The 23416-nt window shown below is 67.6% G+C and carries 23 protein-coding genes and 1 pseudogene; 9 read left to right on the top strand and 15 right to left on the bottom strand.

What is annotated here, in order from left to right:
• Positions 1-37: 37 nt before the first annotated feature.
• Together DL990_RS10980 and DL990_RS10975 are read right to left on the bottom strand one after the other, a co-directional pair.
• Complete coding sequence (locus tag DL990_RS10980; RefSeq protein ID WP_016333082.1) at positions 38-493, bottom strand: PTS glucose transporter subunit IIA; 456 nt, start codon at positions 491-493, stop codon at positions 38-40.
• Positions 490-735 (bottom strand): annotated as a pseudogene (locus tag DL990_RS10975) (glucose PTS transporter subunit EIIB); the annotation flags it as partial. The pseudogene DL990_RS10975 and the gene DL990_RS10980, both read right to left, overlap by 4 nt.
• A gap of 224 nt (positions 736-959) precedes the next feature.
• On the opposite strand from DL990_RS10975, the gene DL990_RS10970 reads away from it, so the two are divergent.
• The 3 genes from DL990_RS10970 to DL990_RS10960 are packed head-to-tail and all read left to right on the top strand — an operon-like array spanning position 960 to position 3311.
• A complete protein-coding gene (locus DL990_RS10970; protein ID WP_034318372.1) occupies positions 960-1748 on the top strand; it encodes a GntR family transcriptional regulator in 789 nt (262 codons plus the stop codon).
• Entirely contained in the window at positions 1745-3004 is a 1260-nt protein-coding gene (locus DL990_RS10965; RefSeq protein ID WP_125787972.1) for a PTS transporter subunit EIIC, read from the top strand. Before DL990_RS10970 ends, DL990_RS10965 begins: the two co-directional genes overlap by 4 nt.
• A 40-nt stretch (positions 3005-3044) precedes the next feature.
• On the top strand, positions 3045-3311 hold the full coding sequence (locus tag DL990_RS10960; RefSeq protein ID WP_125787973.1) for an HPr family phosphocarrier protein: 267 nt from the start codon (positions 3045-3047) through the stop codon (positions 3309-3311).
• Positions 3312-3397: 86 nt separating this feature from the next.
• On the opposite strand, the gene DL990_RS10955 is transcribed toward DL990_RS10960, so the two are convergent.
• On the bottom strand, positions 3398-4543 hold the full coding sequence (locus DL990_RS10955; RefSeq protein ID WP_158632602.1) for a glycosyltransferase: 1146 nt from the start codon (positions 4541-4543) through the stop codon (positions 3398-3400).
• Positions 4544-4636: 93 nt separating this feature from the next.
• On the bottom strand, positions 4637-5038 hold the full coding sequence (locus tag DL990_RS10950; RefSeq protein WP_125798607.1) for a hypothetical protein: 402 nt from the start codon (positions 5036-5038) through the stop codon (positions 4637-4639).
• A gap of 425 nt (positions 5039-5463) precedes the next feature.
• Between DL990_RS10950 and DL990_RS10945 the strand changes: the two genes are divergently transcribed.
• Complete coding sequence (locus DL990_RS10945) at positions 5464-6282, top strand: serine hydrolase (RefSeq protein WP_125798606.1); 819 nt, start codon at positions 5464-5466, stop codon at positions 6280-6282.
• Positions 6283-6432: 150 nt separating this feature from the next.
• Here DL990_RS10945 and DL990_RS10940 read toward each other — a convergent pair whose 3' ends face one another.
• Positions 6433-7374 (bottom strand): D-2-hydroxyacid dehydrogenase family protein, encoded by a 942-nt coding sequence (locus DL990_RS10940; protein WP_125798605.1) that lies wholly within the window; start codon positions 7372-7374, stop codon positions 6433-6435.
• A gap of 92 nt (positions 7375-7466) precedes the next feature.
• On the opposite strand from DL990_RS10940, the gene DL990_RS10935 reads away from it, so the two are divergent.
• Positions 7467-8096 carry a maleylpyruvate isomerase family mycothiol-dependent enzyme gene (locus DL990_RS10935; protein ID WP_125798604.1) on the top strand — a complete coding sequence of 210 codons (630 nt, stop codon included), beginning with the start codon at positions 7467-7469 and terminating at the stop codon, positions 8094-8096.
• Positions 8097-8099: 3 nt separating this feature from the next.
• Here DL990_RS10935 and DL990_RS10930 read toward each other — a convergent pair whose 3' ends face one another.
• Positions 8100-9299, bottom strand: a complete 1200-nt coding sequence (locus DL990_RS10930; protein WP_125798603.1) for an endonuclease/exonuclease/phosphatase family protein — start codon at positions 9297-9299, stop codon at positions 8100-8102.
• Between the two features lie 152 nt (positions 9300-9451).
• Here DL990_RS10930 and DL990_RS10925 point away from each other — a divergent pair, with 152 nt between their 5' ends.
• Together DL990_RS10925 and DL990_RS10920 are read left to right on the top strand one after the other, a co-directional pair.
• Positions 9452-9871 carry a hypothetical protein gene (locus DL990_RS10925; RefSeq protein WP_125798602.1) on the top strand — a complete coding sequence of 140 codons (420 nt, stop codon included), beginning with the start codon at positions 9452-9454 and terminating at the stop codon, positions 9869-9871.
• Between the two features lie 17 nt (positions 9872-9888).
• Positions 9889-10569, top strand: coding sequence for a TetR/AcrR family transcriptional regulator (locus DL990_RS10920; RefSeq protein WP_125798601.1), 681 nt, complete (start codon positions 9889-9891; stop codon positions 10567-10569).
• Between the two features lie 135 nt (positions 10570-10704).
• Here the strand turns inward: DL990_RS10920 and DL990_RS10915 are convergent, their stop codons facing one another.
• The 8 genes from DL990_RS10915 to DL990_RS42290 form a co-directional block, all read right to left on the bottom strand.
• Positions 10705-11997 carry a GrpB family protein gene (locus DL990_RS10915; RefSeq protein ID WP_125798600.1) on the bottom strand — a complete coding sequence of 431 codons (1293 nt, stop codon included), beginning with the start codon at positions 11995-11997 and terminating at the stop codon, positions 10705-10707.
• Positions 11998-12055: 58 nt separating this feature from the next.
• Entirely contained in the window at positions 12056-12910 is an 855-nt protein-coding gene (locus DL990_RS10910) for a shikimate dehydrogenase (protein ID WP_125798599.1), read from the bottom strand.
• Complete coding sequence (gene mltG / locus DL990_RS10905; RefSeq protein WP_125798598.1) at positions 12900-14345, bottom strand: endolytic transglycosylase MltG; 1446 nt, start codon at positions 14343-14345, stop codon at positions 12900-12902. The genes DL990_RS10910 and mltG overlap by 11 nt, the downstream gene beginning before the upstream one ends.
• A 356-nt stretch (positions 14346-14701) precedes the next feature.
• Positions 14702-15205, bottom strand: a complete 504-nt coding sequence (ruvX, locus tag DL990_RS10900) for a Holliday junction resolvase RuvX (protein WP_125787983.1) — start codon at positions 15203-15205, stop codon at positions 14702-14704.
• Positions 15198-17861 carry an alanine--tRNA ligase gene (alaS, locus tag DL990_RS10895; RefSeq protein ID WP_125787984.1) on the bottom strand — a complete coding sequence of 888 codons (2664 nt, stop codon included), beginning with the start codon at positions 17859-17861 and terminating at the stop codon, positions 15198-15200. Before alaS ends, ruvX begins: the two co-directional genes overlap by 8 nt.
• A 100-nt stretch (positions 17862-17961) precedes the next feature.
• On the bottom strand, positions 17962-18273 hold the full coding sequence (locus tag DL990_RS10890) for a hypothetical protein (RefSeq protein ID WP_037305987.1): 312 nt from the start codon (positions 18271-18273) through the stop codon (positions 17962-17964).
• Entirely contained in the window at positions 18270-18668 is a 399-nt protein-coding gene (locus DL990_RS10885) for a DUF948 domain-containing protein (protein WP_005157207.1), read from the bottom strand. The genes DL990_RS10890 and DL990_RS10885 overlap by 4 nt, the downstream gene beginning before the upstream one ends.
• 130 nt (positions 18669-18798) lie before the next feature.
• On the bottom strand, positions 18799-19320 hold the full coding sequence (locus DL990_RS42290; RefSeq protein WP_125798597.1) for a hypothetical protein: 522 nt from the start codon (positions 19318-19320) through the stop codon (positions 18799-18801).
• A gap of 94 nt (positions 19321-19414) precedes the next feature.
• Between DL990_RS42290 and DL990_RS10875 the strand changes: the two genes are divergently transcribed.
• The gene (locus tag DL990_RS10875; RefSeq protein WP_125798596.1) at positions 19415-21493 is read left to right on the top strand and encodes a phosphocholine-specific phospholipase C; all 2079 of its coding nucleotides are present in this window, start codon (positions 19415-19417) and stop codon (positions 21491-21493) included.
• 336 nt (positions 21494-21829) lie between these two features.
• Here DL990_RS10875 and DL990_RS10870 read toward each other — a convergent pair whose 3' ends face one another.
• Positions 21830-22423 carry a hypothetical protein gene (locus tag DL990_RS10870; protein ID WP_125787987.1) on the bottom strand — a complete coding sequence of 198 codons (594 nt, stop codon included), beginning with the start codon at positions 22421-22423 and terminating at the stop codon, positions 21830-21832.
• A 153-nt stretch (positions 22424-22576) separates the two neighbouring features.
• Between DL990_RS10870 and DL990_RS10865 the strand changes: the two genes are divergently transcribed.
• The gene (locus DL990_RS10865) at positions 22577-23272 is read left to right on the top strand and encodes a VOC family protein (RefSeq protein WP_125798595.1); all 696 of its coding nucleotides are present in this window, start codon (positions 22577-22579) and stop codon (positions 23270-23272) included.
• Positions 23273-23416: the final 144 nt, after the last annotated feature.

Genomic DNA, 23416 nt, shown 5'->3' with positions numbered 1-23416 from the left:
GAAATTCCGTCCTAAAGGGACCCTTTGATCCGATGCTTCAGCTGTCCCAGGTGAAAATCGGGTCGCCCGCCTCGACGTCGCCGCCGGTGAGCAGTCCGGAAAGGACTTCGGCCTTCGCGTCCAGCGCCACCACCGGCACGATCGGCGAGTAGCCCGCGGCCTTGACCGCGTCGGGGTCCCACCCGACCACCGGCTGCCCGGCGCGGACGGCCTCACCCTTGACGACGTGGAGGGTGAACCCCTCGCCCTTCTGCTTCACCGTGTCGATCCCCAGGTGGACCAGCACGCCGCGGCCGTCTTCGGTGGCCACCACGAACGCGTGCGGGTGCAGGGTCACGACAGTGCCGTCCACCGGGGCAACCGCATCCTGGCGTCCGCCCGAGGGCAGGACCGCGATGCCGGGGCCGACCATCGCCTGCGCGAAGACCGGATCGGGCACTTCGGTCATGGCGGTCGTCTTACCGCTCACCGGGCTGAGGATTTCGAGACTCACAGCAGATCCTCGATGTCGCTGGCGATGTTGTCGGCCTCGGGGCCCACGATCACCTGGACACCGGCCCCCATGCGCACGACGCCCATCGCACCAGCGGCCTTCAGCGCCGCTTCGTCGAGCAGGCTCATGTCTTCGAGCTCACAGCGGAGCCGGGTGATGCACCCCTCGACCTCGATGATGTTCTCGGCACCGCCGAGCCCCGCGAGGATCTTTTCCGCCCTGTCATCCGCCATCGCGGTCTCCCTGTTCCCTGTCGGTTTCCCACATGCGAACCAGCTGTACTACGCCGTTCGCCGACTCGCACGTGATCCCTGGCCACGAACGCGTAACGGTGGTTGACACCCGCTCGTGCGACGGAGCATCCTGCCCCATCGGATCATTGGTCTAGACCGGAACGTACCAATCTTCCGGACCAGATGCGAGTACAGGTTCCCCGACCGACCGGCCCGAAAGGACGGTGACCGTCATGAGCGCTTCGGCGCAGCTGCCGCCGTCCGACCGTGTGATCAACGGACCGACGCCCAAGCACGCCCAGCTGCGGGAGATTCTGCGCCGCACGGTGGAGCGTGAGCTACCCCCCGGCTCACCGATCCCCTCGGAACGTGACCTCGCCGAGACCTACCAGGTGTCGAGGCTCACGGTCCGCTCGGCGATCGGCAAGCTGGTCGAAGAAGGGCTCTTGTCGCGGGTGCGCGGCAAGGGGACGTTCACCGCCGCGAGGCGGATGGAACTGCAGCTCTACCTGATGTCCTTCACCGAGGACATGCGCCGTCGCGGGATGACCCCGACCACGGAGGTCGTCAAGACCTCCACCGAGGTCCCGCCCGCCCCCTCGGCGCACGCGCTCGGCCTGGCCGCCGGAACTCCGGCACACCGCATCGTCCGGCTCCGCCGTGCCGACGGGGTGCCGCTGGCGGTCGAACGCGGCTGGTATCACGCGGGCCGGATGCCCGGCCTGCTCGACCTCGATCTCACCCGATCGTTGTACGTCCAACTCGCCCAGTCGTACGACCTGCGCCCGGATCACGCGTGGCAGACGGTCTGGGCCGAATCCGCGGACCGCGAAACGGCACGCCTGCTCGGCATGCGCGCCGGCAGTCCGCTTCTTGTCTTCCGCCGGGTCTCCAGTGTCAACGGGGAACCGATCGAAGACATGACTTCCTGGTACCGGGGCGATCACTACCAGGTCACCATGCAGCTGGACCGGAACACCCCGGATTCCGGTCATCATCCTCACTACGGAGGTACCCGATGAGCTCCACCACCGCGGAGGGGGCGAAGGGCAAGGGCAAGGGACTGGCCGGGCTTCAACGCTTCGGCCGCAGCCTCATGCTCCCCATCGCCGCTCTGCCCGCCGCCGGTCTGCTCCTGCGGCTCGGCCAGGACGACCTGCTCGGCAAGGACGGTCTCGGTTGGGACAAGGTCGCGGCCGTACTCGGCGCGGCGGGCGGTTCCCTGTTCAACTGGTTGCCGCTGCTGTTCGCGGTGGGTATCGCCGTCGGCTTCGCTCGCAAGAGCGACGGCGCGACCGGGCTGGCCGCCGTGGTCGGCTTCTTCGTGTTCACAAGCGTCCTCCAGGTCTTCGCCCCTTTCAAGGAGCTTCCCGGTTGGGATCCCGAGGCGCCTGCAGGCTTGATGCTCAACCCGCTCAAGTGGCCCTACAGCGTGCTCGCCGGCGTGATCGTCGGTCTGGTCACCGCGCTGCTGTGGCAAAAGTTCTATCGTGTGAAGCTGCCGCCGTACCTGGCCTTCTTCGGCGGCCGCCGGTTCGTTCCGATCATCACCGCCGTCGTGCTGATGATCCTGGCGGTGCCGCTGGGCCTGGTCTTCCACTGGGTCAACGATGCCATCCAGGCGGCAGGTGAGGCGGTCACCGCGGCACCCGTGGTCGGTGGCGGGATCTACGGTGTGCTCAACCGTCTTCTGATCCCGGTCGGTCTGCACCAGTTGCTGAACGTGCCGGTGTGGTTCATCTTCGACGGTGGCGACATCCCCAACTTCTTCAAGGTCCAGGACCCCAACGCGGGCGCCTTCATGACCGGGTTCTTCCCGATCTTCATGTTCGCCATCCCCGCCGCGGCGCTGGCGATCTGGCAGACCGCGAAGCCCAGCCAGAAGAAGATCGTCGGCGGTGTGATGATCGCCGGTGCGCTGACCTCATTCCTGACCGGTGTCACCGAGCCGATCGAGTTCTCGTTCATGTTCGTCGCATGGCCGCTGTACCTGATCCACGCGGTCCTGACCGGTACGTCGCTGGCATTGGTGAACGCGCTCGACATCCACCTCGGGTTCTCGTTCTCCGCTGGGGCGATCGACTTCGCGCTCAACAGCACGGCACCGGCGGCGAGCAGCAACGTCTGGCTGCTCATCCCGATCGGTCTCGCCTACGCGGTCATCTACTACGTGATCTTCCGCTTCGTGATCAAGAAGTGGAACCTGCGGACCCCGGGCCGCGAGGACGACTCGATCGAGGCCGACCTCGAGGCCACCGCGGCGAAGCCCGCAAAGTAGTTTCAGCTCAGTAGGACCAAAGGCACGAAAGGGAAAGAACATGCCGGAGAAACGCGTCACCGTGGCCAGCAAGGTGGGCCTGCACGCCAGGCCCGCGGCGACGGTCGCCAAGGCGGCCGCGGCGCAGCCCGTCGCGGTGTCCATCGCCAAGGCGGGTGGCGACCCGGTCGCGGCCGGCAGCGTGCTGAACCTGATGACCCTCGCCGCCGGTTTCGGCGACGAGGTCATCATCAGTGCCGAGGGTGAGGGGGCCGAGGCGGCCGTCGACGCCATCGCCGAGCTGGTGGCGACCGACCTCGACGCCTGATCTCCTGGCGCTCGAAACGTGCAACAGCTTTCCTCTTGCCGTTCAACAGAGGAGAGCTGTTGCACGTTCGACGCGACGACGGCATTTCAAAGTGCCGGCTGCACACGCAGCTTGGATTGATCGAAGATCATGTCGTCCCAGGTCAGGCACATCGCTCGGTATTCCTCGGCTCTTTCGAGGCCGAATCGACGTTCGACCAGTGCCGCGATCGCGGCATCCAGGTGCCTGCCTGCCGGGCAAAGAGTGCTCTTCCCGAGAAGTGCTTCGTTCTTGCGAACCGAGATCGTCTCTTTCAGGGTTCGATCAGTAACAACCTCGCCGAGCCCCTCGATCATTGCCCGAAAATATTGCGCGTCCGGACTGGAACAACTATCGAGCTCGTCGATCTCCGCACAGTACCGCTCGACCACTCGCCATTCCCCCCGGACGGTCAGGCTTTGGCAGGCGAAGGCAAGTGCGCGGCGAAGGTACTCAGAGGGCAGGACGTGATCACCAGTGCGTACTTCCTGGCTCGCCATCCTGCGCAGGGTCTCACAGTGTCGCATGAGCTCGTCCGGCGACAGGAACGGGAGAGCGTCCCGAACAGTGAAGTACACCCACCTGGGATCCTGTGGCTCGGCCGCGATCGCCGATCTGAGCAACGACAGATTTCTCTCCGTCTTCCGCTTGGCGTGAATCACTTCCCGGCTGTAGCCGTCATGCCGGAATTCCACCTTGGTACTGACTAGTTCGATCGACTCGTCGCGCCTGTCGCCGACCGCCAGATACTCGTGAACAGCCCCGCGAAAGCGAATCCCACCGTCCGCCAGAAAGATCCTCGGAACTTGATCTACCCAGGAATCACGGACGACATCATATATTATCGGCGCGAACGCGGTGCGAGACAGGTCGCCAACGACCGGCGGGGTCCGCAAAATGCCGAGAAGTCGATCCGGAGCGTCCGGGACCAGCCACTCGTCGGCATCAAGGAATACAATCCATCCACTTCCGGCCGCATCGACGGCCGAATTTCTAGCTTCGGCGAAAGAATCAGTCCACGGCACCCGCATGAGCTCCACCCCGGAACTCTTGTATTCCTCCACGATGCGAGGCGTATGATCAACGGAACCGGTGTCCGCCACGATGACCCGATCGAACCCTCGGCCGACGACACTGTTCAGGCAGCGCGCGATACATCGCTGTTCGTCCCGGGCCAGCACAACGACCACCACCGGCAAGGTATTGCTTGTCACCCGTACTCCAAACGGCTTCGCCGGCGGCGCCACACATGGCGACACCGCCGACGACTCTACAAGGACCGTGAAATTCTGATCAGCCGATAACGACTAAGCACATGCTTCCGTATTTCCAGGACGAGCCGTTCCTCCACAAGGAATGTGATAAATGGTCACATCGAAGACGTAACAACGCACGATTCCGTTAGGCGAGTAGTTGTACAGATAATTGAACACATAGTTCATAAAATTGCACCACTTCGACTGGAACTGCGGGATCGGATCCGGCGTGGAACACGCCATCACCGTGACCGGCGAGATCGCTTCCCTCGATTCAGCAGATGCCGTTCCCGGCAACATTGCCAGCAAAGAAGCACCCGCGAGAAGAGTGGTCGCGACAACGCCCAGCCGACTCGCCTCACGCAAGGATCGACCAGAGGACCCGCCGAACTTCGGCGAGCTCAGCTCTTCCTCGATACCATCCAGGAAGTTCACATGCTGCGAATTCAACATTCGGCGCACCTTTCCAGAATCATCAACCCATGATGGTGCAGGTTTCCAGAAGCAGGACAAGGCCCGAGCCAACCGGTCATGACCTGAATCGAAGCAGCTCCGGAGCACCGGAGAGTTTCGAATGATTATTTCGAATTGACACCATGCCACATCGACCAAGGATATTCGACGACAATACCGCGAGCCCCGTGCCGAAATAGTCCCCGCTTAACCTCCCCTGCGGTCTAGACCATATCGATCATGACTCCGTGAAGTATCCACCAAACGGGTAAACGCTTCGCAGTAGACGCACATTCGCCACGAGCGCACAGCGAATTAGCCATCCATCCAATACGGAAAGCGCTTCTAAGGACGGGCACTGCCGCGGTTGACGTAGCTATCAGTCTGCGAAAATTCGTATTCCAAGACGTTGTAAGGTGTTGGGCATGGACAGCGTGCGCGAGATCGAACAGTGGCCGGTGGACAACGCCGCCACGGCCGTGGTGACCGCCGCCGGTGACGTGCTGGGCACGCACGGCGATACGACGAAGGTGTACAAGCTGGCGTCGGTGACCAAGCCGCTCACCGCCTATGCCGCGCTGATCGCCATCGAAGAGGGCGTCGTCGAACTCGACACCCCCGCCGGACCGGAGGGCTCCACGATCCGGCATCTGCTCGCGCACACCTCGGGGCTGGCCTTCAACGAGCACAAGCAGATGGCCGCGCCGGGCAACCGGCGCCTGTACTCCAACGCCGGGTTCGAACAGCTCGCCGACGCGCTCACCGAGCACTCGGGCATCCCCTTCGCCGACTATCAGGCGGAGGCGCTTTTCCAGCCGCTGGGCATGAAGGCGACCAAGCTGAGCGGCTCCCCCGCTTCGGGCGCCGAGTCCACTGTGGACGATCTGATCTCGTTCGCCGCCGAACTGCAGGCACCGAAGCTCATCGCCGCCGAAACGGTGCGCGAGGCGACTTCCGTGGTCTTCCCGGGGCTTTCCGGTGTCCTGCCCGGCTTCGGCCACCAGAAGCCGAACGACTGGGGCCTCGGCTTCGAGATCCGCGACCACAAGAGTCCACATTGGACCGGGTCGTCGAGCTCGCCGCAGACCTTCGGCCACTTCGGGCAGTCCGGCACGTTCCTCTGGGTCGATCCCGACGCCGGCGCCGCCTGCGTCGCGCTCACCGACCGCGCCTTCGGCCCGTGGGCGGCCGAGGTGTGGCCGCCCTACACCGACGCTGTGCTGGCCGAGCTGGGTCGTGAGTGATTTGGTCGTTCTGGCAAGGGTGCTTTAGATACCTGCTGGGGGTGAGCCGGGTAGCGGCCGGCCCTTCACACTTCCCCAGTACCTCACGGCCACGCGCAGGGTATCCAAGAGGGTCCGTTCCGACGACCCAAAACACTCACGCCCGCGACCTCACTCCATGACGCGAATCGGCGAACCCGCCTGGAAGGCCGCGATGTCCTCGACCGCGTCGCGGTAGAAGATCTCGTAGGCCTCCCGGGTGACGTAGCCGATGTGAGGGGTGAGCACGACGTTGTCCAGCGTCCGCAGCGGATGCTCCACCGGCAACGGCTCGACGTCGTAGACATCCAGCGCGGCGACCGCGATCTCCTTGCGGCGCAATGCGTCCACCAGCGCGACCTCGTCCACGATCGGGCCGCGCGAGGTGTTGACCAGTATCGCCGTCGGCTTCATCGCGGCCATCGCGGGCGCGCCGACCAGCCCGCGGCTGCGGTCGCTGAGCACCAGATGGACCGACAGGACGTCCGCACGGGCGAACAGTTCTTCCTTCGACACCACCGTCACGCCGTGGGGATCGGCCTTCTCCTTGGTCAGGTTCTGGCTCCAGGCGATGGTCTCCATGCCGAACGCCTGGCCGATCTTGGCCGCCCCGGCGCCGAGCCTGCCGAGCCCGAGCAGCCCGAGGGTCTTGCCGGACAGGATCGTGCCGACGGTGGTCTGCCAGCCGCCCTCGCGCATGTTCGCGGACTCCACCGGCACGTTCCGGGCGGCGGCGAGGATCAGCGCCCAGGTGTGCTCGGCCGCCGGAGCCGCGATGTACCCGGTGGAGGAGACGACCACGCCGTTGCGCCGGGCGGCGGCCACGTCGATCGCGGCGTTGCGGTGGCCGGTGCTCACCAGCAGCTTGAGCGCGGGCAGCCGGTCGAGGACCTCGGCGGGGAAGCGGGTGCGCTCGCGCATCGCGACCACGACGTCGAAGTCCCGGAGGCGGCCCACCACCTCGGCGGGGTCCGCGAACGGCTTCGTGAACACCTCGATCTCGGCGCCGAGGGAGCCCCAGTCGCCGAAGCCGAGCGCCACTTCCTGGTAGTCGTCGAGAATCGCGATCTTCATACCCTCAGGCTAGTTCAGCTCTTTCGAAGAACCCGAACGGCGAGGCCTGTGGTTCCATGGCGACGAGGTGTATCTCCGAGCAGAGGAGCGGGATGGACGACGGCGAAGTCTTAGCCTGGACCGAGACCGAACGGCTGAGCTTCGCGGATCTGCTGGAGGGTCTCGCCGAGCAGGACTGGTCGGCGAAAACGCTGTGTACGGAGTGGACGGTTCACGCGATGGCGGGCCATCTCGCGCAGACCACCAGGAACCGGCTCAAGGACACCCTGGTCGGCCTCGTGAAGGCCAAGGGGAAGTGGGACCGGATGAACGTCGACCAGGCCGTCGCCTATGCCGCGCGGTTCACCCCGGCCGAACTCGTCGCCCAGATCCGCGAGGACGCCGGATCGGCGCGCCGCCCGCCCGGCGCCAAACCAGTCGACGAACTCGCCGACGTCCTCATCCACGGCCAGGACGTCGCCCGCCCGCTCGGCATCGACCGGCCCATGCCGGAGAAGCCGGCGATCGCGGCCCTGGAGCACCTGCTGGTCAGCCCGTTCTGGGGTGCCAAGAAGCGCTGCAAGGACCTCAAACTGATCGCCACCGACGCCGAATGGTCCGGCGGAGCGGGCACCGAAGAGGTCCGGGGCCCGCTCGTCGACCTGCTCCTGGCCGTGAGCGGCCGAAGCACCGGCCTCACCACGCTCACCGGCCCGGGCACCGACCGGCTCGGCGCCGGCTGAACGTCACCAGCGAGGGACGAACACGTCGACCCGGACCAGGTGGTGGTCCGAAGCGTCGTTGAGCCGGGCCAGCGGCGAGTCGGGCAGCGGCCAGAAGACCTCGGCACGCCAGGGGATCAGGCCCTTCGACGGCAGGACGTAGTCGATCCGCAGGTTCCCCGGCGCGTTGTCGTTGAAGTCGCCGGTGTCGAAGAAGGGGTCGCCCTTCTGACCGATGTTGGCGCCTGCCTGATCTTGGGCGGCGCGCACGCCGCCTTCGCTGCCCGGCCGGGTCTCGATGACGCGCGGCGCGTTCAGCAGGCGCGAGATCGCGCCCGGGACGCTGTCGCCGTCGAGCGGGTCGGAGTTGTGATCACCGGCGATCACGAACTTCTCGTGCGCGGCGAGCCCGCCGCGGCGACCGTTGTCGTCGTGGATGTAGCGGCCCTTGCCCGGGGTCACGTAGTCCGCCCAGAAGCGGATCTCGTCGTTGTTGCGGGTGCCATTGCGGTCTTCGGGGCCGTCGAAGGTGGGCGGCGTCGGGTGCGCGGTCAGGAAGTGGACGGTCGAGCGGCCGACGCGGACCGGAACGTCCCAGTGGGACTTCGACGACAGGCGCAGCACGTCGAGCGCCTGCGGCGAATACCAATCGCCCGGCGCCGGGGTGGCCGGATCGTCCGGGAGCAGCGCGCCCGGCATGTCCTTCCAGCGGAACTTCTGGAACGTCCGCACGCTCTTGGTGTCGATCGGGTACTTGGACAGCACGAGCATGCCGTACTGGCCCTCGAAGAGGCCGAAGCCGTGCGCGTCGTTGCCGCCGCCGACCTGGCCGTTGCGGTCGAGGTCGAAGCCGGTCGAGACGCCGGTGTTCGACGGCGCGGTGAAGGCGTACGGGTAGTCGATCGGCGCGGCCCCGTTCTGACCGCGCTCGAGGTAGTTCTCGCGGAACAGATCGGCGGCGCGGTTACCGGGCACGTAGTCGAACTCGTTGATCAGCAGCACGTCGGGCCGGTTGCGCTGGATCACCTCGGCGACCTCGCCCGCCTGGGCGTTGCCCGGCTGCGACAGGTCGGTCACCAGCTGACCGGCGGCGCCACGGTTGAGCGAAGCGTTGTACGTCGCGAAGCGGACGTTGTGCCCGGCGGTGGCTTCCGCCGGTGTGGCGGCCAGCAGCGTCCCGGCCAGCAAGGCGCCCGAGGTGAGCACGGCGGCGATGCGTTTCACGGTCTTGAACTCCCCGTTTTGAGGGCGACAGTCGGTGCGACCTTACGCACTCGACGCGGCCGCACGGGTGAGCTTCAGGTGAACAGCGCCTCTTGAACGCGTTCAAAATCTGGGCTACGGTACTTCTTGAACACGTTCAAAAGGAGGTCCCCATGCAACCCGTAGTCGCGGCCTACGCCCTCTACCTGGCCATCACCGTCCCGCTGACCGTCCTGGTCGCCCGCACGCTGAGCAGGCACGGCAAGACGTTCCTGGAAGACGTCTTCCAGGACAAACAAGCGCTGGCCCATTCGGTCAACCAACTGCTCGTCGTCGGGTTCTACCTGGTCAGCCTCGGTTTCGTGACCCTGTTCCTGACCAGCGACGACACCGTCCTCGACGCGCGCGACGTCTTCGAGATGCTGTCGGTCAAGGTCGGCACCGTGGCGCTCGTACTCGGCGTGATGCACGTCGGGAACGTGCTGGTGTTCAACGGCATCCGGCGCAAGCACCTCAACCACACGGCCGCACGGCCCGTGCCGCCGCCGCCTTACCCCGGCTACCCGGCGCCCGCTCCGCACCCCGCGCCCTGACCGGATAACGTGCAGTCGTGGCGAAGAGTGAGGAAACCAGGTCACTGATCGTGGCGACCGCGTTACGGTTGTTCGCCGAGAACGGCTACGACCGCACGACCATGCGGGCCATCGCCGCCGAAGCGGGTGTGTCGGTCGGGAACGCCTACTACTACTTCGCCTCGAAAGACCAGCTGATCCAAGGCTTCTACGACGAGATCGCCAGGGTGCACCTGACGACGGCGCGGGAGGCGATCGAAGGTGAGCGGGACTTCAGCGCGCGACTCAAGACCGTCCTGCTCACCTGGCTCGACGTCGCCGAGCCGTACCACCGCTTCGGCACCCAGTTCTTCGTCAACGCCGCCGACCCGGACTCGCCTCTGAGCCCGTTCAGTGAGGAGTCTTCACCCGCGCGGGACGCCTCGATCGGCCTGATGCGCGACGTCATCGCCGACTCCGACGTGAAACTCGACCCGGACCTGCGCGACGACCTGCCGGACCTGCTGTGGCTGCACCAGATGGGTGTGGTGCTGTTCTGGGTCCACGACCGCTCCCCCGGCCAGAAACGCAGCCGGGTGCTGGTGGAACGGACGGTCCCGTTGATCGCACGGCTGGTGGGGCTTTCGCGGCTGCGGGTGCTGCGGCCGGTCAGCCGCGAGATCGTTTCGCTGATCCGGGACCTTTCGAAGCGGGACGATCCCGCTCCCCCACGCGACTAGTCACCTACTTGCGGGGTTCGCCGGCCGGCACGATTCCGTGAAGGCCTCCTTGAGGGACCCTGGGTCCCTCAAGGACTCCTTCACAGACTTCTGGGAAGCCCACTGGTCGCAAGTAGGTGACTAATTGCGGGCGGGTCAGGACTCCCGGACGGTCCGGAAGTAGAGGAACCGCGGCTGGGTCCGCAGCTTCGCATACCACCGCGGGTCCGATTCGGCGATCGCCTCGTCCGGCATCGGCTCGACCAGCCGGTCGACCGCGAACCCGGCGTCCCGCACGGCACCGAAAGTCCAGCTCAGCGGCCGCCGGTAGAACCGGACCTTCTGGCCGGCCGGGAACTCGTCCTCCAGCAGTTCGAGCTGAAAGTAGTTCTGCTTCTCGAACCAGCGCCAGTCCTCGCCGGGATGGTGCACAGAGAACACCAGGAGCCCACCCGGTTTGAGCACCCGCCGGAACTCCGCCAGCGCCGGTGCCCACTCCTTCAAGTAGTGCAGCACCAAGGACGCCGTGATGACGTCGATCGAGCCGTCGTCCAGAAAGGACATCGGCCGCGAGACGTCGGCCGTCTCGAACTTCGCGTCGTCCCCGAACTTCTCCCTGGCGACGGCGACCATGCCGGCGCTGGCGTCGACGCCGAGGACGTCCGCGCCCTTCGCGGCGAGCAACGCGCTGAGGTGACCCGCCGCGCTGCCGACGTCCAGCACCCGTTTGCCCGCCACGTCCCCGGCCAGCTCGACGATGGCGGGACGGTCGTAATGGGCGTTGGTGCTGCTGGTTTCGGCGTGCGCCGCGTAGAGCCGGGCGAACCCGTCGTACTGTGTCCCCGCGCTCTCGGCGGAAGAAAGTGCCTCGAGCCGGGCGGCGCGCGCCCGCTCGATGATCTCGTCGATCACCTCGGTCTTGGCGTCGGCGTAGTGCTGGATGTACTTCCAGGTGCGCGACGCCAGCTCGCGTTTCTTGACCTCGTAGAGCTTCCGCTCGTCCTCGTGTGCGATCAGGCGCTCGCGGAAGAGCCGGTACCGCTCGGTCTGGCCGTTGTCCGGCGAGTAGACGTGCAGGTTGATGTTGGTGTCCGGACCTTTGAAACTGCGGTGCTTCTCCCACTCCGGCTCGCGGATGACGAGCTTGTAGCCCGCCGCCTCCAACTGCGGCACGTAGGCGTCCTCGTCGTCCGAATCGGCGACGATCAGCATGATGTCGATGATCGGTTTCGCGCAGAGTCCCGGCACCGACGTGGAGCCGACGTGCTCCAGTACCAGCGCGCGTTCCCCCAGGATCCCCCTGATGCGCTTGGCTTCCCGGTCGAACAAGGCGGGCCACCCCGGGTCGTATTCGGCCAGCGTGACGGTGGAATTCAGTACCGGAGCCTGCTCGACCCAGGCGTTGTTGATGTCTTCTTCGGTGTAATCGTCTCGATCGGGTTTAGGCATCGACCCCTTGTTCCTCTCTCAAGGCAGTCGGCCAGATTATCGAACCTCGGCGAACTTGTCAGGAGACCGGCAACGAAAAGATCCCGCCGGTCGCTTCCCGAAGAGCGTCCCGCATCGCCGCACGCGGCGCCGGCTGCCCGGTGAAGTACTCGGACTGTCCGAAAGCCTGGTGCAGCAACATGTCCAGTCCGGTCGCGAGCCGCCCGCCCTGGTCGGCGACGGCTTCGGCGAGCGCGGTCGGCCAAGGGTGGTAGATGACGTCGAGGACGCAGCCGATCCGGGCCAGCTCCGCCAGATGCGGGCGGAGCGCGTCCGGGGGCACGGTGTTCACCAGTACCGCCGAGTCGGCCGCGAGCTTCCCGAAGTCGGCGTCGGCCCAGCGGAGCACTTCGGCGTCGAGCCCCGCCCGCCGCGCCGCCTCGACCGTTTCCGTGGCCCGTGCGGGATCCCGCACGACGAGCCGCACCGTCCGCACGCCGAGCGACGCGAGCCCGACGACCGCCGCCGCGGCGGTGCCGCCCGCGCCGAGGACGACGGCCGCGTCGTTCTCGCCAGGCGAGTACTCCCCCGCGATCCGCAGCGCCTCGGTGACCCCGTCGACATCGGTGGTGTCTGCCAGCCAGCCGGTTTCCCGGCGCACCAGCGTGTTCGCCGCGCCGACCGCCGCCGCCCGCGGCGTGACCTCGTCGGCGAACTCCAGTGCGGCCCGTTTCCCCGGCATGGTCACCGAAAACCCGGTCCACTCCGGGCCGAGACCGTCGACGAACGCGGGTAGCCCGGGCCCGTCCATCTCGACCCGCTCGTAGGTCCAGCCGTCCAGGCCCAGCGCGCGGAAGGCGGCGCCATGCAGCACGGGCGAAAGCGAGTGCTCGACCGGCTTTCCCAGGATCGCGGCCTTGCGACTAGATGACACCTCGCCTCACCGCGTCATCTCGGTTCTTCCTGTGGTCCTCGAACGTCACCGCGAAGCAGGAGAGCCCGTTCTTCTCGCACTTGACGAAGAAGATCCAGTCTCCCGCGACCGGCTTGAGCGCGGCCTGGATCGCTTCCGCGCTGGGCACCGCGATCGGTGTCGGGGTCAGGCCGACGGACTTGTAGGTGTTGTACGCGCCCGCTTTTTCCCGTTCCTCGGGTTTCGTGAGCAGAGTCGGCCGGTCCAGGACGTAGTTGACCGTCGAGTCCATTTCGAGCCGCATCTTCTCGTCGAGCCGGTTGTAGATGACCCGCGAGATCTTCCCGAAGTCGGCCTTCACCGCCTCGCGTTCGATGATCGACGCGATGATGAGCGTCTCGTACGGCGTCTTGCCCTCGCCCTTGGACTGATCGCTCAGTCCTGCGTCGAGGATGCGCTTCGCCGAGGTCTTCACGACGTCGGTGAGCAGTTCCTCGGCCGTCCAGCCGGGTTTGACGTTGAAGATGCCCGGGGCGATCAGCCCTTCGAGCCGCCGGTCCTTGTGCTCCGCCTTCGCGGCGGAGTCGATGGCCCAGGACGGGACACCCAGCTTCGCCAGATCCGCGGTCTCGATCGTCTTCCGCAGTTCCTCGACCGGGACGCAGGTGCTCTTGCCGTTCAGGTCGGCGCAGGAAGCCTTGGACAGCAACGAATACACACCCGGGGTCACCTTGCCGTCTGGCTGGGTGATGTCGTGGAACTGGGTGTACGGCCGGATTTCGACCTGGCCGACCTTCGACGCGGGGGCGATCATCTTCTCGACCGCGCTGGCACCGGACATCTTCGTCTTCATGACGTAGTAGCCCTGCTGGAGCCGCGAGACGGCGGTGTTGTCCTCGCCCGCCTTCACGAACGCCTTGCCGCTGGCGACCACCCCTGCCGCCTGCAACCGGTTGCCGATAGCAGAGGTCGAGTCGCCCTTCTCCACCTGGACGAGGACGTCGGTCTCGCCGGTGCCTTCGTAGTCGTCGTAACCGAAGATCTGCGTGAAGCCGTAGTAGGCGCCACCGGCGAGCAGGACGAGCACGGTCAGCGCGGCGATCCAGCCCACCGCGCGTTTCTTCTTCCGCTTCTTGGGCGGCGGTCCCTGACGTTCCGGGCGCTCGTCCTCGATGCGTTCCGGCTCGGCACGGTCGTCGTCTTCGAAGTCGTCGTAATCCTCGTAGTCGTCGTACTCGTCATAGTCGTCGTACGCGTCGTCGCCGAAGATCTCGTTGTATTCCTCTTCGCTGCCTTGAGGCGGCGAAGAGGGTGCAGCGCCGGGGCGCCGGGCAAGGGGCGCGTCCTGGATCGCGGGGAGGATGTCGGTCGGCCGCTCGTCCGGGAGCGGGCCGTCGTCCTCGCGGCGCCTGCGGCGGCCGGGGCGGGGCGGCTCGTCCTGGGCGTAGGCGGGCATGCCAAGACTCCGGTCACCCGGCTGGGGGGACCGCCGCGACGGTGCGGGAGGCGGCGGAGCCGCGGGTTCCGGGGCCCGCCTCGGCGGGGCCGGCCGTTGCGCCGCGGGCGGCGGTTCCTCGGCCGCACGCCGGACACGCTGCGGTGGCTCTTCGGGAGACCGGCGGGCACGCGGCGGTTCCTCCACCGGACGCCGCACGGGCGGCGCCTCGGGAGGTTCCTGCCGGATGTGCCGTCGTCCCGTCGGCTGGGGTTCGGGCCTTCGCCGGGGCGGGGCCGGCGGCTGGATGGCCTCCTCAGGCTCCCGCAATCGTCGCCTACCGCCCTGACGGCGCTCGGGCCGGCCGTGGGGCTCGGTCATGTATCGCCCTTCCGTGCGCGATGTGCCGCTACCGCGTCGATCCACGCCTGCAGGATCTCGACCGCGGCCGCCTGATCGACGACGGCACGTTGCTTACGTCCCTTCACCCCACGCTGCGACAGCATCCTGGATGCCGTCACCGTGGTCAACCGCTCGTCGGCCAGTCGCACCGGCACCGGGGCGATCCTGGCGGCGACCTTTTCGGCGTAGTCGAGCGCCGCTTCGGCCGCCGGGCCGTGACGGTCCTTGAGCGTCCTCGGCAGGCCCACGACGACTTCGACGACGTCGTGTTCCGTGACGAGTCCGACGAGCTGGTCGACGTCCTTGTCGCCCGCCGCGTCGCGAGTGAGGGTAACGAGCGGGCTCGCGAGGATGGGGTCGGGATCGCTGAGCGCGACCCCGACCCGGACGGATCCGACATCCACTCCGAGCCGCCTGCCGCGCCCCGGATCGGACTCCCCTGGCCGATCCGGGCGCCGCCCAACGGCGTCGTCAGCCAACTTGGGCGACCGCCGCGCGCAGTGAGGCGATGGCCTGTTCGGCCCCGGCCGGGTTGGTACCCCCGCCTTGCGCCATATCCGGCTTGCCGCCGCCGCGGCCGCCGATCGCCTCGGCGAACGACGGGACGAGCTTGCCCGCCGCGATCCCCTTCTCCTGCGCCGCCTTGGTGGTGGCGACGACGAAGGCGACCTTCTCGCCCTGCGGGGCGAACAGCGCGACGATGCCGGGACGGTTGCCGAGCCTGCCGCGGATGTCGGAGGCCAGCGCGCGCAGACCGTTCGAGTCGACGCCCTCGCCGAGCTTCTCCGCCACGACCGCGACGCCGCCGATGTCCTCGGCCTTGTCGGCGAGCGAGCCCGCCGAGCCGAGCACCTGCTGGGTGCGCAGCTGCTCGATCTCCTTCTCGGCGTTCTTGAGCCGGGTGAGCACGTCGTCGATCCGCGACGGCAGCTGCTCCGACGGCACCTTGAAGGTACTCGCGAGCTGCGAGACGAGCAGCTGCTCCTTGCGGACGTACTTGAGCGCGTCCGTGCCGACCAGCGCCTCGACGCGGTGCACGCCGGAACCGATGGACGAGTCGCCGACAAGTTTCACCAGGCCGAGCTGGCCGATGCGGTCGACGTGGGTGCCACCGCAGAGTTCGCGGGAGTACTCGCCCATGTCGACGACGCGGACGTCGTTGCCGTACTTCTCGCCGAACAGCGCGACCGCGCCCAGTTCGAGTGCCTTGTCCTTCGTGGTGACGAAGGTGTTCACCTCGACGTTGGTCTGGAGGTAGTCGTTGACCTCCTCCTCGACCTCGGTCAGCACGTCGGCCGAGACGCCGCCGGAGGTGGTGAAGTCGAAGCGCATCCGGCCCGGCGAGTTCAGCGAACCGGCCTGCGCCGCGCGCTTGCCGTACGCACCGCGCACGGCCGCGTGGACCAGGTGTGTCGCGGAGTGCGACCGCTCGATCGACAGGCGGCGGTGCTGGTCGACCGAACCGGTCAGCGCGGTGCCGATGCCGACCTCGCCGTCGAGCACCTCGACACGGTGCACGAACAGGCCCGGCACGATCTTCTGCACGTCGTGGACCTTGAGCTCGACGCCGTCGCCGAGCAGCACGCCGGTGTCGGCGACCTGGCCACCGCTCTCGGCGTAGAACGGCGTGCGGTCCAGGACCAGCTCCGCCTTCTTGCCCGTACCGACGCTGCGCACCGGCACGCCGCCTTCGAGCAGTGCGACGACCTTCGCCTCGGCCTGCAGGTCGGTGTAACCGAGGAATTGGGTCTCGCCGTGCTGTTCGAGCACCTTGCGGTACTCGGACAGGTCACCGTGGCCGGTCTTGCGCGACGCCGCGTCGGCCTTCGCGCGCTGCCGCTGCTCGTTCATGAGCGTGCGGAAGCCGTCTTCGTCGACGGTCAGGCCCTGCTCCGACGCCATCTCCAGGGTCAGGTCGATCGGGAAGCCGTAGGTGTCGTGCAGCTGGAACGCCTTGTCGCCGGCCAGCAGCGAGCCACCCTCGCGCTTGGTCTCCTCGGCCGCCATGTCGAAGATGCGCGAACCGCTGGTGAGCGTCGAGAGGAACGCCTCCTCCTCGACGCGCACGACGTCATCGATGCGGTCGAAACCGGAGACCAGCTCGGGGTACGTCGGGCCCATCGTGTCGCGGACGACCGCCGCGAAGGCGGGCAGCACCGGCTCGTGCACGCCGAGCAGGCGCGCGGAACGGATGATGCGGCGCAGCAGGCGGCGCAGCACGTAACCGCGGCCGTCGTTGCCGGGGGTGACGCCGTCGCCGATGAGCAGGACGCCGGTGCGGGCGTGGTCGGCGATGACGCGGAAACGGACGTCGTCGGTGTGGTCGGAGCCGTAGCGGCGGCCGGAGAACTCCTCGGCGCGGCCGATCACCGGGCGGACGAGGTCGGTCTCGTAGACGTTCTCGACCCCCTGCAGGATCGTCGCGACCCGCTCGACACCCATGCCGGTGTCGATGTTCTTCTTCGGCAGCTCACCGATCGGCTTGTGGCCGTGCTTCGGGCTCTTGTCGCCCCGCACGTCCTGCATGAAGACGAGGTTCCAGATCTCGATGTAGCGGTCCTCGTCGGCGACCGGGCCACCCTCGCGGCCGTAGTCCGGGCCGCGGTCGTAGTAGATCTCCGAGCAGGGGCCACCGGGACCGGGCACTCCCATGTCCCAGTAGTTGTCCTTGCCGTCACGGGACTGGATGCGCTCGCCGGGAAGGCCGGTGAGCTTCTTCCAAAGTCCCGCCGCCTCGGCGTCGTCCTCGTAGACCGTCGCCCAGATGCGCGCCGGGTCGAGGCCGTAGCCGCCTTCGCTCTGGGGCTTGGTGATCAGCTCCCAGGCCGCCTCGATGGCGCCTTCCTTGAAGTAGTCGCCGAAGGAGAAGTTCCCGGCCATCTGGAAGAACGTGTTGTGCCGCGTGGTCTTGCCGACCTCGTCGATGTCCGGCGTGCGGACGCATTTCTGGACGCTGGTCGCCCGCGGGTACGGCGGGGGGACCTCGCCGAGGAAGTACGGCTTGAACTGGACCATTCCGGCGTTGACGAACAGCAGGTTCGGGTCGTCGAGGATCAACGGCGCGCTCGGGACGCGCGTATGTCCCTTGTTCTCGAAATGGCTCAGAAAACGCTGGGTGATTTCGTGTGTTTCCACGGGATCGTCCTTGTATACGGGCTCGCGCGAAAGCGCTGGGAATGCGGACAGGCGGGAACGGCGGAGGGCTGGGTCTTTTCCGGTCGCGGACGCGACCCGATCAGCCCTCCGCCCGGCGAGCTCGCCGGGCCGGGCGCCGCGGCGACGCCGCGTGCCTGCCCGCAGGGCCGTCGGCGGCCGTGCTCAAACCGGTGCGTTCGGACACCATGTCGTGCAGCTCCTGTTCCCGTTCGCTCATCCCGGCGCGGACCTCCGCGCCGAACGAACCAACGGCGCCCGCGAGTTCCCGCACGGCGTCGCCCAGGTTCGAGGCTAACCCCGCCGGCGTGGCCTGGCGAGCGGTTTCGGTCGCTTTGCGTGACAGGGCGACGCCGGCGACCACGCCGACGCCGAGCCAGAACAGGCGCTTCATTTGCGGCCCCGCTTCTTCGCCGGGCGGGCCGCCTTGGCTTCCGCTTTCTTACGGCGGGCCTTGATGGCCTTGCTGAGGCCGTAGGACAAGGCGGCCGTCTTCACCAGCGGTCCGCCGAGCGTCGCGGTGAACACCGACGACAGCGCGGACACGTTGCCGCTGACGGCCTGCGCGTTCGCGGTGATGCCGTCGACCCGCTCCAGCTGCGTGTTGACGTGCGTGATCGTCTCGTTCGCGCCGATCAGCAACGGGTCGGTGTTCTCGTGCGCCTTGCGGATGGCGATCGTGGCCTCGTCCAGGGTCCGGCCGAGCTTGAACAGCACGATCGCCAGCAGCACGACGAGTACGACGAATGCTCCTGCGGCGATCAGCGCGGCGATCTGCCCTGCCGACACGGGCCCTCCTCAAGGGTCTGCGGTCTTTGGTGCCCGTGAGGTTACCGCCCCGCCAGCCGTTCGGCGGTGTCACCCCGCCGGACGGTCACTCAGCGCAGTGACCTCACGACGAACCGGGGAGAACCGGACGTCAGCGCCCGCTCTTGGGCGGCGTGGTCCTCGCGTGCCCGGGCGGGTCAAGCGCGCGGCTGTTGCGGCGCTCGCTGTCCGGCGGCGAAGAGGCGGAGGGGGCCCCTGTGTCAGGCGGGCCGGGCGCGGTCGTGGTCCGGACCGGAGCAGGCCTGGCGCTCGAGGGCGCGGTTTCGCGGGCCGGCTCGAGCGCTCCCCACGATTCCGGCGGCGAAGCCGTTCGAGGCCCGTCCGGCGTTGTCGTGGACGGCGGTGTCGTGGGGGGCACTGTCGTAGGCGGGGTCGTCGCGGGCGGCTGGGACGTCGCCTGTGGCCCGGGTACCGGCCTGGGGCCCAGCGCGGTGGGCAGGTCCGGTACGCCGGAGAGCGCGACCAGAAGGAGGACTCCGTAGCCGGCGGCGGCGCCGGCACCGATCGCGATCCGGCGGACGACGCGGCGACGGGCACCGGGCTCGGCGGACACCGGCTTCGCGGGTTCTCCCCCACCGCCGTTTTCGTCGTGATGCTCGGGAATCACGGCCATCCAGGGATCGTACGGGCGGACCACTCCGGCTGCCGACTCCGAGTCGACCGGTTCGGTTCTTGTGACGTTCATGTTACTGGGTCAAGGTTCCGGCATGCCTGAACTGTCTCGCCGTACGATGCTGGGCGCCACCGGCGCCGCGGCCGCCACCACCCTGCTCCCGCCGTCCGTGCACGCCGCCATGGCCGAACCCATGCGGCGCGGCGGACTCGACGCCATCGAGCACGTGATCGTGCTGATGCAGGAGAACCGGTCGTTCGACCACTACTACGGCAGCCTGCGCGGCGTCCGGGGCTTCTCCGACGCCCACCCACTCGAACTGCCGTCGGGGAAATCGGTGTTCGAGCAGCCGAATCCCGCCGGTGGGACGGTGCTGCCGTTTTCGGTGCGCAAGGCGGCCGAACTCGCCGGGCGGAAAGCGGACGACATCCAGTACCTCGGCGACCTCGACCACAGCTGGAACGGCAGCGGCAAGGCGTGGGCGCGCGGCTGGAACAACGGCTGGATCGCGGCGAAGACGCCCGCCACCATGACCTACTACGAGCGCCGTGACATCGCGCTGCAGTACGAACTCGCGGACACGTTCACCATCTGCGACGCCTACCACTGCTCGATCTTCGGCTCGACCAACCCGAACCGGAACTTCCTCTGGACCGGGACCACGGGTTTCGAACCGGGCAGCACGACCAACCGCGCGGTGACGAACGCGGCGTACTCCTACGACCACAAGGGCTACGACTGGACGACCTACCCGGAGCGCCTCGAGGCCGCCGGGGTGCCGTGGCAGATCTACCAGGAGTGGGACAACTTCACCGACAACGCCGTCGAGTATTTCTTGCCGTTCAAAAAGGTCGGCACGAAGATCCTCGCTTCGGTCGAGGGGAAGTTCCGCACCACCGAGGAGTTCTACGACGCGCTGCCGAAGAAGACCCCCGAAGAGCGCGCGAAACTGCTGGCGCAGTTCGATGCCGGGGTCGCGAAGCTGACGCCGGCCGAGCGGAACCTGTTCCAGAAGGCCATGTACCGCAGCGAGCCGGAGACACTGGTGACCCGGCTGAAGGCGGACATCCAGGCGCGGCGCCTGCCCGCGGTCAGCTGGCTGGTGCCGTCCGCGAAGGACTCCGAGCACCCCGGCGCGTCCACCCCGGTCGGCAGCGCGAACCTGATCTACCGCGTGCTCGACGCGCTGGCGTCCGACCGCGAAACGTGGTCGAAAACGGTGCTGCTGATCAATTTCGACGAGAACGACGGCTACTTCGACCACGTCCCGCCGCCGATGCCGCCGGGGAACGCGGCCAACGACGCGGACCATTTCAACGGCCAGCCGCTCGGCTTCGGGCCGCGCGTGCCGATGACGGTCGTCTCGCCGTGGTCGATCGGCGGCAACGTCGACTCCACCGTGTACGACCACACCTCGGTGCTGCGGTTCCTCGAGCGCTGGACCGGGATCGGCGAGCCGAACATCAGCAAGTGGCGGCGGACCGTCGCGGGCGACCTCACCGGCGCCTTCGACTTCTCGCGCGCCGGACGTCAGCCGCGCGTGAACCGGCCAGGCCCGGTGCCCGCGCCGATCAGCCGGTGGCGGCCGTCCGCCCCGGCGGAGCAGAGCCTGCCCGTGGCCGAGCCCGGCAACCGGCCGTCCCGTCCGCTGCCGTACCAGGTGTCGGTGTCCGGTTCGGTGGACAAGTCGGGGAACCTGGCGCTTTCGCTGGCCAACAGCGGCTCCTCGTCGGCGCATTTCGCGCTGTACCCGTACAAGGGCGAATTCGCCGAGCCCGCGCACCGCGACGTCCGCGGCGAGGCGCCGGAACTCGTGCGCCTGGCCGGTGACGAGTACCGCGTCGTCGTCCAGGGACCGAACCGGTCGTGGTGGGAACTGCGAGGGAACCGTCGCGGGGCCGCCGCGGGTGTCGATGTCCGGACGCGATTCCTGACGTGGCGTTCGGGTGTCGAGTTCAAGCTGTCCAACTCGGGCACTTCGGCGCTGACGCTGCGGCTTTCGTCCTCGCGGCTCACGCGCGTCGTGCGGGTCGGTGCCGGGCGTTCGGTCACGGTGGACTGGCCGGTTTCGGGTGGTTGGTACGACGTGAAGGTCACCGCGGACGGGGATCCGTCGTTCCTGCGGACGCTGACCGCGCGGGTGGAGAACGGGCGCACCGGCGTCTCCTGCTGATCGTTCCGTGAAGGCCTCCTACCGGTGGGGCTCCTGGTGATTCGAACCGGACATCGTGGACTGTTCGAAGGGGCCGCCGGCTGGGTCGCGAGGATGAGTGGGCGGCTCCTTCAGCGCTTCCGATGGGCCCTTCACGACATCCCCACAGACCGCGAAACTCACGTGAGCGCCTAACTGGAGTCCTTCTCGGACTTGGGGAAGACGTGAAGGCCTCCTTGAGGGACCCAGAGTCCCTCAAGGAGGCCTTCACGGACCGGGGCTGAGACCAGACCGCACCAGCGGATATGCGACCTTGCCGGGTCCTTGCGCATAGGTACGGGAAGGGCCTCCATGTACTTACTGCGGTCGGCGCCTCCGCCAGTACGCGAAGCAGACTGCCGCCAGCAGCGGTCCCCAGAGCAGGAGCGGGGCGTAGGTGAGTTCGAAGAAGGCGAGTTGCCAGCCGTGCAGTGACTCCGTGGGGAAGTCGTCCGGCAGGGGATCGCCTTGGAGGGTGAGCCCGGCCAGCGAGGTGGCGTAGGCGGTCGTCCACAGAGCGGTCAGGATCGTGGCGCCGAGCGCGGCGGGCACGACGGCGGCGAGAGGCGGTACCTTGCGGCCGCCCAGCAGCGGAATCCAGCGCGGGAGGACCTCCCCCCACTCGGCGATCAGCCCGACGGCGGTGAAGGCGATCAGCTCGGAGACAACGGACAACGCGATGACGTACACCGGACCCGGCAACCACGACGGGAGCTGGCCCGCACCGTGCGCGACGTCGTCGCCGATGTGGAAGACGACGGTCATGATCCGCCACAGGCCGGAGGGCAGCACGACGAAAGGGATGGCGTAGGCGGCGATCCGGGCCCACCGGGGCACCCCGGGCACCGGGGCGTGTGCTCTGGTCCACGCGGCGCGCAGTCGCCCGGTCGCGGTGGTTTGGTGGACGGTCATACGTGCTCCTCGGGGTCCGCTCGCTTGAACGGTTTCAACGATCACAGCCGCCCTTGTCCGCCGCGTCCCCCGCCGGATTGAAGCGGGTCCACTCCACGGGGGAGAGCACCTTATTCGCTTGCGTGCGGGTCGCCGTCGTTTCTAGCGTCGCTTATGACCGTCACCTTGCACACGCTCTGTTTCGCCGCGCACGCCCCGCGACGTCTGGCGCGCTTCTGGGCGGGCCTCCTCGGCTGGGAAAACGAAGGCGACACCCTGGTCCCGAACGACGGCACCGGCTTCCGGCTCGGTTTCGTGCCGACGAAAGAACCGAAGATCCGCCAGAACCAGATGCATTTCGACCTGACGAGCGAGTCCCTCGATGACCAGCGGCGGACGGTCGCGAAGGCGCTCGAACTCGGCGGCAGCCCTCTCGACATCGGCCAGCTTCCCGAGGAAGAACACGTGGTACTCGCCGACCCCGAGGGCAACGAGTTCTGCGTCATCGAGCCGGGCAACGATTTCCTCGCCGAATGCGGTTTCGTCGGCGCGGTGGCGAGCGACGGTTCGCAGGAAGTCGGCTATTTCTGGAGCAAGGCGCTCGGCTGGCCGCTGGTCTGGGATCAGGACGAGGAGACCGCGATCCGGTCGCCGCACGGCGGCCCGAAGATCACCTGGGGCGGCCCGCCGTTCACCCCGAAAACCGGGCCGAACCGGCTCCATTTCGTTGTGCACGGCCCTGTTTCGGAAGTCGAACGGCTCGTCGCGCTCGGCGCGACCCGGCTCGGCACCGGTGAGCGCGGCCAGGTGGCGATGGCGGATCCCGACGGGAACGAGTTTTCCTTCGTGGTGCGGGAAACGGCGGCATAACACGCACCGGATGTGATCGAGGGTATGGCCACACCCGACAATCCCGGACCTGACGAACCGCAGGTACGCTCCGCCGTACGGCACAGGATGGAAATTGGTCTACACCTATTGACGCACGCCAGGTCAGCGGCTCAAGCTGCTGTG

It is taken from the genome of Amycolatopsis sp. WAC 01416 (assembly GCF_003947485.1).
In the GTDB taxonomy this organism is placed as follows: Bacteria; Actinomycetota; Actinomycetes; order Mycobacteriales; family Pseudonocardiaceae; genus Amycolatopsis.
This window is presented reverse-complemented; position numbering and strand designations above follow the sequence as displayed.